Source organism: Blautia faecicola (genome assembly GCF_004123145.1).
Taxonomy (GTDB): Bacteria; Bacillota; Clostridia; order Lachnospirales; family Lachnospiraceae; genus Oliverpabstia; species Oliverpabstia faecicola.
Window position 1 is genome coordinate 822,375 of record NZ_SDKC01000001.1, and the last position, 12,387, is coordinate 834,761.

Below are 12,387 nucleotides of genomic sequence, written 5' to 3' on the forward strand. Positions count from 1 at the left end.
GTTAAACTAATTGTCAACAATGAGTAAAGCATACGAAAGGAGAAAGAAATGGGTACAATTATTGGTGATGGAATTACTTTTGACGATGTGTTACTGGTTCCTCAGTATTCAGAAGTAACTCCCAACATGGTAGATTTATCTACACATTTAACAAAAAAAGTTAAACTGAACATCCCGATGATGAGTGCGGGAATGGACACAGTTACCGAACATCGTATGGCGATCGCCATGGCGAGACAGGGAGGTATCGGTATTATCCATAAAAACATGTCTATCGAGGCTCAGGCTGATGAGGTGGACAAGGTAAAACGTTCAGAGAACGGAGTCATCACAGACCCATTTTTCCTTTCACCGGAACACACACTGGAAGATGCCAACAATCTGATGGCAAAATTCAGAATCTCCGGTGTGCCGATTACAGAAGGCAGAAAACTGGTTGGTATCATCACAAACCGTGACCTGAAATTCGAAGAGGATTTCACCAAGAAGATCAAAGACTGTATGACATCCGAAGGACTGATCACAGCAAAAGAAGGTATCACACTGGATGAAGCCAAAAAGATCCTTGCACAGGCAAGAAAAGAAAAACTGCCGATCGTAGATGATGACTTCAACCTGAAAGGTCTGATCACCATCAAAGATATTGAAAAACAGATCAAATATCCGCAGTCTGCAAAAGACAAAAACGGTCGTCTGCTTTGTGGTGCAGCTGTTGGAATTACAGCAAACGTGATGGAACGTGTGGATGCTCTGGTAAAAGCAAAAGTTGATGTCATTGTTATCGACTCTGCACACGGACATTCCGCAAATATTTTCAAAACACTGCGTATGATCAAAGATAAATATCCGGATCTGCAGGTGATCGCAGGTAACGTTGCAACAGGTGCAGCAACCAGAGACCTGATCGAGGCCGGAGCCGATGCGGTAAAAGTAGGTATCGGACCTGGATCTATCTGTACGACCCGTGTGGTTGCCGGAATCGGTGTTCCACAGGTCACAGCAGTTATGGATTGCTACAACGCAGCAAAAGAATACGGTGTGCCGATCATCGCAGATGGCGGTATCAAGTATTCCGGAGATATGACAAAAGCAATCGCAGCCGGAGCTAACGTGTGTATGATGGGCAGCATGTTTGCCGGATGTGATGAAAGCCCGGGAAGCTTCGAACTGTATCAGGGAAGAAAATACAAAGTATACCGTGGTATGGGATCTATCGCAGCAATGGAAAACGGAAGTAAAGACCGTTATTTCCAGACCGGTGCGAAGAAACTGGTTCCGGAAGGTGTGGAAGGCCGTGTTGCTTACAAAGGTCATCTGGAAGACACAGTATTCCAGTTAATCGGAGGACTTCGTTCCGGTATGGGGTATTGCGGAGCAAAAGATATTGAGACATTAAAAGAAACCGGAAAATTCGTAAAGATTTCCGCAGCATCTTTAAAAGAATCTCATCCGCATGATATTCATATTACCAAAGAAGCACCAAACTACAGTATTGATGAATAGATAAAAGAGGCGGTCTCAGGGGTGGGACTGCCTTTTTGGATATACAGGAGAAGAGTATGAGTGGGAGAAGAACCGGGGGAAGAAACCGACAGGGGAGCAGGACAGTCCGTAGGAGACGGATGACGAGACAACAGAGGAGACAGCAATTGATCCGGCGATCGATGATTGTACTGTGTATTGCTTTTTTATGTATTATCGGTCTGATATTTTTATGTAAGAAATTATTTTTTTCACAGACAGGACAGGATGCGGTGCAGGAGACGGGACAGATTGACTGGACCGGTGCACCGGAAATCGATGTGGAACTTCTGGATGGCAACGAATATTCCCGTCCGGGAATAGCGCTGGAGCAGGTGAACAGCATTGTCATTCACTACACTGCGAATCCGGGAAGCAGCGCCATGGCAAACCGGGATTATTTTGAGGGACTCAAAGATGCCCATACCACAAAAGCCAGCAGCCATTTTATTGTAGGTCTGGACGGTGAAGTCGTGCAATGTATACCAACCACGGAAATTGCATATGCTTCCAATAACCGGAATGCCGATACGATATCTATCGAGTGCTGTCATCCGGATGATACCGGTGCTTTCAACACGGCAACGTATCAGTCGATGGTGCAGCTGACGGCATGGCTGTGCAACCGGTTTGGACTGACCGGTCAGGATGTGATCCGTCACTATGATGTGACAGGTAAGATCTGTCCGAAATATTTTGTGGAACATGAGGACGCCTGGGAGCAGTTTAAGACGGATGTGCAGCAGCAGATCGAGGCGCTTGCGTCATAAAAATAAGGGAAGAAAAAGATATAAAAAAGTACCGGAAGCGGTTGCAAAACAGAAAAAACATGTTACAATAGTGTTACGAAAAAATTAAAGGTGATAACATGAACTTATTTGAAGCAATTTTTGTCCGGAAATCCGTCCGGAGTTATACAAATGAAGGGATCAGTCCGAAAGTTTTGGAAGATATTCTGAAACAATTTGATGAGATCAACGGACTGTTTGGTGGAGTAGAGACGGAACTGGCGATTTTTGACAATCGACAGAATGATTATAAGATGCTGAGCCTCCTGGGAATCAAGGCGCCGTACTATCTGGTGCTGTATTCTGAGGAAAAAGACCGTGCGATGATGAACGCCGGGTATCTGATGGAGCAGCTTTCTTTATATATGTATACCAGAGGAATCGGAAGCTGTTTTATCGGCAATCCGATCATCAAGAAAAAATACCAGTACCGTGATAAAAAACGGATGATGGTGGTGATGGCATTCGGAAAACCGAAGGGAAGCTGTTATCGGAAACAGGTAGAGGCGAAGCGGCTGAGTCTCGATGAACTGTGTGTATACAAAGAGACACCGAGACAGTGGATGAAGCAGCTGTTAGACGCCGCACGGATGGCACCGTCGAGTATGAACAGCCAGCCGTGGCGCTTTGTAGTATTTGACAGCCGGATCCATATTTTCTCAAAGAAGCATCCGAGTGATAAACTGGGAAAATGGGATGAGGTAAACTTTGGTATCATGTTTGCCAATATGATGACGGCAGCAGAAGAGATGTGGCTGGATGTGGATCTGATCCGTCTGGACGAGCTGAGTCAGAAAAACTTTCAGAACAATCAGTATGTGTTGAGTGCGATTTTACGTCCGTAAGATGGAAAAATAGCATGATTTATCTCAGTTGAAGAAAAAATATAAAAAATTGCAACAATTTAGTTGACAGGTGCTGAGATTTATAGTATGATATCTTTGTTCCAAGGAACAAGGATATGCACGAGTGGCTCAGTGGTGGAGTATCGCCTTGCCAAGGCGAGGGTCGCGGGTTCGAATCCCGTCTCGTGCTCTGAATGAAGGACTTTGTCAGTAATGACAAGGTCCTTTTTCGTATATAAAAAATAAGTCAGGAGGAATGATATGGAATACACAAAGATTTCAAAGAAGATCAAATCTCCGGTTGACGGACTGAAACTGGATCTGCTGGTGCTGGTTCCGGACAAAACGCCAAAGGGGATTCTACAGATTCATCACGGTATGGCAGAATATAAAGAGCGGTATCTGCCATTTATGGAATATTTTGCACAAGCCGGATATGTGACAGCGATCCATGACTGCCGCGGACACGGAAAAAGTGTGCGGACGAAAAAAGATCTGGGTTATATGTATGGCGGCGGTATGGACGCGCTGATTGAAGATACCGCTGAAATCACCAGAATGTTAAAAGAAGAATGGCAGGGAGTACCGCTTATTTTACTGGGACACAGCATGGGTTCTATGGTGGTTCGCTGTTTTACAAAAAAGTACGATGATCTTCTGGACATGCTGGTAGTCTGTGGTTCTCCGTCGAAGAATCCGGGAGCAAAAGTCGGACTGGCGCTGGCAGCTGCCCAGGAAAAGATCAGCGGGGCACATCATGTCAGCCGTTTTCTGGAACTGCTTTCCCTGGGAAGCTATTCGGCGAAGTTCGCCGGTGAGGGAAGCCGTTTTGCCTGGTGCTGTTCCGATGAACAGGTCGTGCGTGATTATGAAGCCTCGGAATTTTGCGGATTTACCTTTACTGTGGATGCGGACAAGGCACTGTTTCAGCTGATGGATGAGACGTATCGGGAGACTGGATGGAAACTTTCCAACCCGAAGCTTCCGGTATTATTTATCGGAGGCTATGAAGATCCGTGTATCGGAGGAGCAAGAAAATTTGCTCAGGCAGTGCAGACGATGCGGCGGATAGGATATATGGACACGAAAGGCAAACTGTATCCGTCCATGCGTCATGAGATCCTGAACGAACGGGAAAAAGAAAAAGTGTATCATGATGTGAAAAAATATATGGAAAAGAAATTAAATATTTGAACTGTAAAGTGAATTCCTGCTCACTTTACACAGATTTAACAAAAGACCGTGAACAGATTTAACAGGGATTTAATATAATGATGCCGTCGAAAGAGAAAAAACATTGGGAGGACAACAATGGACATATTCAGTGTATTAACGATGGTAGGAGGACTGGCCCTGTTTCTGTACGGTATGCAGGTGATGGGAGACGGGCTGGCGAAGGTATCCGGCGGAAAGCTGGAGCGGATTCTGGAAAATCTGACATCCAGTCCGATCAAGGCGGTACTGCTCGGAGCCGGTGTGACGGCGGTGATTCAGTCGTCATCAGCGACGACCGTTATGGTTGTCGGATTTGTCAATTCGGGTATTATGAAGCTGAACCAGGCAGTGGGAATTATCATGGGTGCCAATATCGGTACAACCGTAACTTCCTGGATCCTCAGTTTATCCGGGTTGCAGGGAGACAATATCTTTGTAAAATTATGTAAACCAAGTTCCTTTTCCCCGATCCTTGCAGTGATCGGTGTGGTTTTTCTGATCTTTCTCAAAGATGAGAAGAAAAAAGATATCGGAACAATCATGGTTGGGTTTGCCGTGCTGATGTTCGGTATGGAAACCATGAGTGATGCGGTAAAACCGCTGGCAAATGTACCGGAATTTACCGGTATCCTGACAGCATTTTCCAACCCGATCCTCGGTATGATCGCCGGAGCAGTGCTGACAGCGATCATTCAGAGTTCTTCTGCTTCTGTCGGTATCCTGCAGGCGCTCTGTGTGACCGGAGCGGTAAGCTACGGGGTAGCGATCCCGATCATCATGGGACAGAATATCGGTACCTGTGTGACCGCCCTGTTATCGAGTATCGGAGCAAGCAAAAATGCAAAACGTGCCGCTATGGTACATCTGTATTTCAATATTATCGGAACGGTTGTGTTCATGGTGATCTTTTATTCGGTCAATGCAGTCGTTGGATTTTCTTTCCTCGGTACGGCGGCAAACGCAGCGGGAATTGCTGTGGTACACAGTCTGTTTAATGTATTTGCTACGCTGTTATTACTTCCGTTCAGTAAAGGACTGGAGAAACTTGCCTGCCTGACAATCCGGGACGATGCAAAATCTCTGGAAGAGGAAGAAGAGAAAAAAGAATTACAGCTTCTGGATGCCCGTTTTCTGGAAAAACCGGCATTTGCGATGGAGCAGAGCGTTCATGTGGCAAATAAGATGGCGGAGGAATCCAAACGTACCCTATTTACAGCGATGGATCTTCTGTGGAATTACACGGAGGATGGCGCGAAAAAGGTGAGCGAACTGGAGACACTGGTAGATCAGTATGAGGATGAGCTGGGAACGTATCTGGTAAAACTTTCCAGGCAGAACCTGAGTGTTCATGACAGCCACACGTTATCGATCGTGCTGCACTGTATCGGAGATTTTGAACGGATTTCCGACCATGCCATCAACATCATGGAGGCAGCGCAGGAGATGCACAACAAGAAGCTGACCTTCTCGCCGAAAGCGGAAGAAGAGTTAAAAGTTTTCTGCAGAGCGGTGCAGGATATTGTGGAAAAAGCGTATGCGGTGTTCCGTGACCAGGACGAGAAGCTGGCGCAGAAAGTAGAACCGCTCGAAGCGGTCGTGGATGACCTGAATCAGGAAGTGAAGAAACGCCATATCCGCAGACTGCGGAATGGAAAATGTACGATCGAACTGGGATTCATCCTTTCGGATATCACGACCAGTCTCGAGCGTGTGGCAGATCACTGTTCCAACATTGCAGTCTGTGTGACACAGGTAAGGGATGATACTTACGATACCCATGGATACCTGAACAGTGTAAAAAATGAGGACAGCGAGATTTTCCGTGGACTGGTATTAGAGGCAGAAGGAAAATATTTGCTGCCATAAAGATAGGAGAGACTTATGATTTACTGCGTTGAGGATGAGAGAAATATTCGGGAACTGCTGGTATATACCCTGCATTCCACAGGATTTGAGGCAAAGGGACTGGAAAATGGTGAGCAGCTGTTTGAAGAATTGGGCAACCTGATCCCGGATCTGATCCTGCTGGACATCATGCTTCCGGGGGATGACGGATATACAATCCTGGCTAAGATCCGGCAGATGCCGGAAGTACGGGAGGTTCCCGTGATCATGGTGACCGCAAAAGGTGCGGAGTTTGATAAGGTAAAAGGTCTGGATCTCGGTGCGGACGATTATATCACCAAGCCATTCGGCATGATGGAATTTATCTCGCGTGTGAAGGCAGTACTTCGAAGAGGGGGAACCCGGACGGAAGAAACATTGGTACACGGTCCGATCCAGATCCGGATCCAGCGCCATGAAGTGCTGGTGCACGGGCAGAAGGTAGAACTGACATTGAAAGAGTTCGAACTGCTGAAATATCTGGTGGAAAACAGAGGAATTGTTCTGACGCGTGATCAGTTATTGACCAGAATCTGGGGATACGATTTTGACGGTGAGACCAGAACGGTGGATGTCCATGTGCGAACCCTCCGACAGAAACTTGGAGAAGCAGGAACATGTATCGAGACGGTCCGCGGCGTAGGTTACCGCATGGGAGATGAATCATGAGACAGAAAATTTTAAAGCAGGTTGGAGTCCTTTTGACGGTCTCCATCCTGCTTACCTTTTTAGTCGTCAGTCTGACGATGTACAGCAAATTTAACGGATATATGCATGAAAGTGTGCGGGAAGAAGCGGAATATATCAAAGTGGCAATCGAGGAGACGGATGGTGCATACCTGAATGAGAAAATCAGCAGTATGAAGTCGGATAACAGAATCACCCTGTTAAATACGGATGGTACGGTGTTATACGATTCTCTGGAAGATGCCTCCACGATGGGAAATCACAACGATCGCCCGGAGGTACGGGAGGCAGAAAAAGACGGCTCCGGTGAGATGCTCCGGTATTCGGAAACACTGGCCAAACAGACCTTTTATTATGCAGTCCGGCTGGAGGATGGTAAAATCCTCCGGGTGTCAAGAAGCATCGATTCCGTTCTGGGATACTTACAGTCCGGAATTGTACTGGTGGCAGTTCTGGTGCTGGGAATCATCGGTATCGCCTTTTTCGTGATCCAGAACCAGACAAAAAAATTGGTGGAGCCGATTAATAAGATGGATCTGGAACATCCGCTTCGGCATGTGGAATATGAGGAACTGCGTCCGCTTCTGGTGCGTGTTCACGAACAGAACCGCCAGATCGCAGGACAGATCCAGGAATTAAAAGAGCGTCATGAGGAATATCTGGCGATCACGGAGAATATGAAAGATGGTCTGGTGGTAGCAAGCCAGACAGAGGTACTTTCTATTAATAAGGCGGCACAGGAACTGTTTCAGGTACAGGCGAGCGACTGTATCCGAAAACCGATCAGCCGTGTCAGCCGGAACAAAGAACTGAAAAAAGCGCTGGACGGCGCACTGGCAGGCGAACATATCGAGACAGTGCTGGAGACACACGGACGTTTTTATCAGCTTCTTGCCAATCCGGTAAAAGTATCAGGAAAGACTTACGGTGCAGTTATCATGGTGTGGGATATCACAGAAAAAAATGCGGCAGAGCAGATGCGAAGAGAATTCTCCGCCAATGTATCGCATGAATTAAAAACCCCGCTGATGTCGATTTCGGGCTATGCGGAACTGATTGAAAATGGCATGGTACAGCAGGCAGACATCCCGGAATTTGCATCCCGTATTCATCAGGAAGCCAACCGGCTGACCGCACTGGTACAGGATATCATTCAGCTGTCCAAACTGGAAGAGGGAACCAGCCAGATGCAGGAAGAGACGGTAGATCTCTATGAACTGACAGAAGATATCGGTGATACGCTTCTTCACTCCGCCCAGAAAAAAGACATCACGATGAAAATCGAAGGAATCACCCAGGAAATCACCGGCGTCCGCCAGATCCTGTACGAAATGCTGTACAACCTGATGGATAACGGAATCAAATACAACGTAGAACACGGAAAACTCTGGGTACGCATGTGGAAAACCGCCGATAAAATCTACTGGCAAGTGGAAGACACCGGAATCGGAATCGCCAAAGATGAACAGGAACGGATCTACGAGCGCTTCTACCGCGTAGACAAAAGCCACTCCCGCCAGACCGGCGGCACCGGCCTGGGCCTGTCCATCGTAAAACACGGCGCCGCCCTCCACCACGCCCAGATCCGAACCGAAAGCCAACCCGGTCAGGGAACCAAAATCACCATAGAATTCCCACTCGACCGCGAAACCTGAGACATAACTGTAGATTCTTAACTTTTGAAGCTGAAAAAATGAAAGTGTGGAAAAAATTGACAAATACAGTTAAAATGCAACGGTGATGTGTAATAAATATATATTGGTAAATCAATATTAAAAATGAGTATGGATAAAAAATGTGAAAAATAAATCATGTGGTGCTGAAAGATGGGTAGTATTAAACAAAGTCCGATAGCATACCATCAACAAACTAACACAACGTTTCACAACCAGTAACCAGCCGAAAAACGAGTCCTGGGTGAGCGGATCAGTAAGGGGGAACACTTTGTGGGCGGTTAGGGAAAGCTTTAAGATCCAGTCCTTAGAAGAACTTGACAGTGAGCGGCTCTCCGCGAACTGGCATATAGTTCTTCTTAGGACTTAGCTTAAAGTTGCCCTGCCCACGTCTCCACGTTTGATCCGCTCACCCCGGACTCGTTTTTCGGCGTCCCCCTTACCAACAATTTTCGGCATCCCTACAATTTATAAATCACCACCGGAATCGGCGGATGATTCGGCCGATTATAATAACAGGAAAGCACTACCAAAAACCTCCGCGAATCCAGCCCTTTCAGATACTCAAGCACCCCATTTCGTTCCTCAAATCCACTATCCCCTCCACTGTAAATACAAAGACTGATACATCCTCCCGTTTTCAAAAGCTCCAGCCCCTGCTCCAGTGCCGCAATCGTCGATTCCTTATGCGTAGCAATCGAATGATCCCCCGAAGGAAGATATCCCAGGTTAAAAACAATACACGAAACCGTCCCCGGTCTGGCGTAATCACCCATATTGGCATGGCTGTCCAAAAACAGCGAAACCGGAGCCACCCCGTCCTGCCTCTCCAGCAACTTGCGGGTAGCATCCAGTGCCGCCTGCTGAATATCAAAAGCCAGCACCCGCCCGGAAGGACCGGCAAGTTGACTTAAAAACAGCGTATCATGCCCATTTCCCATTGTCGCATCGATACAGAGATCCCCCGGTTTTACCTGCGGCCGGATCAGCGAACGACACCATTCGGTAATCTGATATGGATTTGATTTCTTCATAAAATAAATACCTCAACCTTTCTCTAGAGCGTGTCTGAAAAATCATTTCCGCAATCTGCGAGCTCCACTTTGCGGTATATTTTACCCTCATTCGGTTGACGTAGCCCGCTACGCCGCCCTTATTCGGATAAAATCTCCCACAAACTGGGACTCGCAGCTCACGAAAAGCCTTTTTCAGACATGCTCTAGCAAATCATACGAATATTATAAACACGCAGCCGGGAAATGTAAAGCTGATGAAACTGGCAGGAAAAAGAGGACAGAATACTTGAAGTTTTAGAAAAAAGCAGGTATCATGGATAATAAATATGAAAAAGGAGCAACTATCAGAAAATCAGAAGATACAGACAGAAAGCTGGAGATAAAAGATGAATAAAGAACAACAGAGAAGAAATGCACGAAGACGGCGAAAACGAAGACGCCGTATGAGTTACCGGCAGAAAATTGTATACATGCAGATTACACTGATCACCGTGGCAATTTTCCTCGGACTGCTGGTAGGAGCGGCTGCACTGACCAAAGTGATGAACAACCGACAGGCACAGAACAGTGAAAAAACAGCAAGTCAGGAACAACAGGAAGAAACAACAGAACCAAAGAAAGATGACAGCAGTACAGACAACACAGACGATACTTCGAAGGATTCCCAAGAGGAGACAACGACACCGGAACCGACAGCGGAGCCGGTATCCATTACGGTAAGCATGGTTGGTGACTGTACACTCGGAACCGATGTGAATTTTGATCAGAGTACCAGCTTTGATGCATTTTACCAGATGAAAAACGATCCGGGATACTTTTTCCGGAATGTAAAGGACATTTTTACCGCAGATGATCTCACCGTGGCAAATATGGAGGGAACTCTGACAACTTCCAACGACCGGCAGCAGAAAACCTTTGCTTTCAAGGGTGATCCGTCCTATACGGAGATTCTTACCCGGGGCGGCGTGGAAGCCACAAACCTTGCCAATAACCACAGTCACGATTACGGAGATCAGAGCTATGAGGATACGATCCAGTATCTGGAAGCTGCCGGCATCACGACATTTGGCTATGACCGGACAGCTGTCATGGATGTGAAAGGCATCAAAGTGGGGCTGATCGGAATCTATGAACTGAAAGATGGTCTTGGCAGACAGCAGCAGGTGATCGATACGATACAGGAAGTAAAAGATCAGGGCGCACAGGTCATTATCGTAAGTTTCCACTGGGGAACCGAAAAATCAAACATTCCGGACGATATCCAGAAAACACTGGCGCATCTGGCGGTCGATCAGGGCGCTGATCTGGTAGTCGGACATCACCCGCATGTGCTTCAGGGAATCGAAAAATATCAGGGAAAAAATATTGTATACAGCCTTGGAAACTTCTGCTTCGGTGGAAATAAGAACCCGTCAGACAAAGATACGATGATCTTCCAGCAGACCTTTACCGTAGAAAACGGGGAGCTGGTGGAAGACGATGTGACTAATATTATCCCGTGCTCTCTTTCTTCGGAATCCGGCTACAACAATTATCAGCCGATGGTTCTGGAGGGAAGCGAAAAAGAACGGGTACTCCAGAAAATAGAAGAGTTCAGTGCAGCGTTAAATCAGTAACCCGATCAGCGACAGAAAAAGGGGATTACCATGAGAAAAGAAGAATTTTTGGAAAAACTGCGGGCACGGCTGTCTCAGACGATGTCCGTGCAGGAAGTGACAGCACAGGTTCATTACTATGAGAACTATATTCAGGAACAGATGCGAAACGGTAGATCAGAGGAAGAGGTACTGGCAGAACTCGGCGATCCGCTTCTGATCGCAAAGACACTGATGGATGTACAGGAGACCCAGGAAGGGTACAGCCGTCCGGAGACAAACATTTATGATGAACAAGGCGGACAGGAGGCCGACGATGTACAGAAAGAACTGCATCGAATGGAGATAAAGACCAGAGGAGGCTGTCTGCTGGCTGCTATTATTTTCGTTGTCATCGTGGCAATGATCCTGTGGGCGGCAGGTACGGTACTTATCCACTTGCTTCCGGTACTGATTCCGGCGATGGTGATCTTGCTGGTTGTGGCGTATTTTAAACAAAAATAAGAAAAAAGCAGAAGAGGTGTGAAGAAAACGCATCTTCTGCTTTTTTGCTATAGAAAAGGAAAAATGTGGAGGAACGGACGCAAAAGGTGGAAAAACCCGTCAGAAAATCATAAAAAAGTGGATAGTAAATACAGAAAACAAAGAAAATACCGAAAAATTAAAAAACGGAAAAGTGGGGACGTATCCCAGAAATACATGGTTTCAGACAAAGAGAAAGACCAGTAGGGGAGCTACTGGCCTTTCGAGGGGAGTATAAATAATTAATAAGGGGTTATTAATTGTAAAAAAAATTTTTGAAGGGTAAATTCTTTTTACAGGTTTGATTATAATACAGATCATTTGAAAATGCAACAAAGAAATGAATAAAGTCCTCTATTTTTGACATACTAACCCTGTAAATGAAACCGATGGTTCATCGGAACATTTACAAAACAAGGATGAGCAGGAGGAAATACACATGTCTAAAAACTATAACAAGTACAGCGAAGAGAACAAAGAAACCAACAAATACGGCATGACAGACGAGACAAACGAGGATGTCAAAACACAGAAAAAAGAAAACCGTTATGGCTCTGACAGCTATGACAGAAACAGTACCAACCGTTACAGCGATAAAAACAGACAGTAAACACAATGGTCTGTTCCGGGATTTGCCACCG

General features: G+C 46.3%; 13 protein-coding genes and 1 tRNA gene. 12 read left to right on the plus strand and 2 right to left on the minus strand.

The window, feature by feature from the left end:
* The first annotated feature begins 48 nt into the window (after positions 1-48).
* The 8 genes from guaB (at position 49) to ETP43_RS03810 (ending at position 8,595) form a co-directional block, all read left to right on the plus strand.
* Positions 49-1,503 (plus strand): IMP dehydrogenase, encoded by a 1,455-nt coding sequence (gene guaB, locus ETP43_RS03775; protein ID WP_129257091.1) that lies wholly within the window; start codon positions 49-51, stop codon positions 1,501-1,503.
* A 56-nt stretch (positions 1,504-1,559) separates the two neighbouring features.
* On the plus strand, positions 1,560-2,291 hold the full coding sequence (locus ETP43_RS03780; protein WP_243114182.1) for a peptidoglycan recognition protein family protein: 732 nt from the start codon (positions 1,560-1,562) through the stop codon (positions 2,289-2,291).
* A gap of 98 nt (positions 2,292-2,389) precedes the next feature.
* Entirely contained in the window at positions 2,390-3,154 is a 765-nt protein-coding gene (locus ETP43_RS03785) for a nitroreductase family protein (RefSeq protein WP_022398999.1), read from the plus strand.
* Positions 3,155-3,272: 118 nt separating this feature from the next.
* Positions 3,273-3,344, plus strand: a tRNA-Gly gene (locus ETP43_RS03790).
* A 71-nt stretch (positions 3,345-3,415) separates the two neighbouring features.
* Positions 3,416-4,348 carry an alpha/beta fold hydrolase gene (locus tag ETP43_RS03795; RefSeq protein ID WP_129257092.1) on the plus strand — a complete coding sequence of 311 codons (933 nt, stop codon included), beginning with the start codon at positions 3,416-3,418 and terminating at the stop codon, positions 4,346-4,348.
* A gap of 117 nt (positions 4,349-4,465) precedes the next feature.
* Positions 4,466-6,235: a Na/Pi cotransporter family protein gene (locus ETP43_RS03800; protein WP_129257093.1), complete on the plus strand. Its 1,770-nt coding sequence runs from the start codon at positions 4,466-4,468 to the stop codon at positions 6,233-6,235.
* Positions 6,236-6,250: 15 nt separating this feature from the next.
* Positions 6,251-6,922, plus strand: a complete 672-nt coding sequence (locus tag ETP43_RS03805) for a response regulator transcription factor (RefSeq protein ID WP_022399002.1) — start codon at positions 6,251-6,253, stop codon at positions 6,920-6,922.
* Positions 6,919-8,595 carry a sensor histidine kinase gene (locus ETP43_RS03810; RefSeq protein ID WP_129257094.1) on the plus strand — a complete coding sequence of 559 codons (1,677 nt, stop codon included), beginning with the start codon at positions 6,919-6,921 and terminating at the stop codon, positions 8,593-8,595. Before ETP43_RS03805 ends, ETP43_RS03810 begins: the two co-directional genes overlap by 4 nt.
* Positions 8,596-9,074: 479 nt before the next feature.
* Here ETP43_RS03810 and ETP43_RS03815 read toward each other — a convergent pair whose 3' ends face one another.
* Positions 9,075-9,647, minus strand: a complete 573-nt coding sequence (locus ETP43_RS03815) for a class I SAM-dependent methyltransferase (protein ID WP_129257095.1) — start codon at positions 9,645-9,647, stop codon at positions 9,075-9,077.
* On the minus strand, positions 9,538-9,804 hold the full coding sequence (locus tag ETP43_RS18310; RefSeq protein ID WP_334295505.1) for a DUF6783 domain-containing protein: 267 nt from the start codon (positions 9,802-9,804) through the stop codon (positions 9,538-9,540). Before ETP43_RS18310 ends, ETP43_RS03815 begins: the two co-directional genes overlap by 110 nt.
* Here ETP43_RS18310 and ETP43_RS18315 point away from each other — a divergent pair.
* The 4 genes from ETP43_RS18315 (at position 9,724) to ETP43_RS17025 (ending at position 12,356) form a co-directional block, all read left to right on the plus strand.
* A complete protein-coding gene (locus tag ETP43_RS18315; RefSeq protein WP_334295506.1) occupies positions 9,724-9,927 on the plus strand; it encodes a DUF6783 domain-containing protein in 204 nt (67 codons plus the stop codon). The two genes, ETP43_RS18310 and ETP43_RS18315, sit on opposite strands and share 81 nt — an antisense overlap.
* Positions 9,928-10,015: 88 nt before the next feature.
* Positions 10,016-11,245, plus strand: coding sequence for a CapA family protein (locus ETP43_RS03820; protein ID WP_243114183.1), 1,230 nt, complete (start codon positions 10,016-10,018; stop codon positions 11,243-11,245).
* A 30-nt stretch (positions 11,246-11,275) separates the two neighbouring features.
* Positions 11,276-11,728, plus strand: a complete 453-nt coding sequence (locus ETP43_RS03825; protein ID WP_129257096.1) for a DUF1700 domain-containing protein — start codon at positions 11,276-11,278, stop codon at positions 11,726-11,728.
* A 457-nt stretch (positions 11,729-12,185) separates the two neighbouring features.
* Positions 12,186-12,356 (plus strand): hypothetical protein, encoded by a 171-nt coding sequence (locus ETP43_RS17025; RefSeq protein WP_022399007.1) that lies wholly within the window; start codon positions 12,186-12,188, stop codon positions 12,354-12,356.
* The last annotated feature ends 31 nt before the right edge of the window (positions 12,357-12,387 follow it).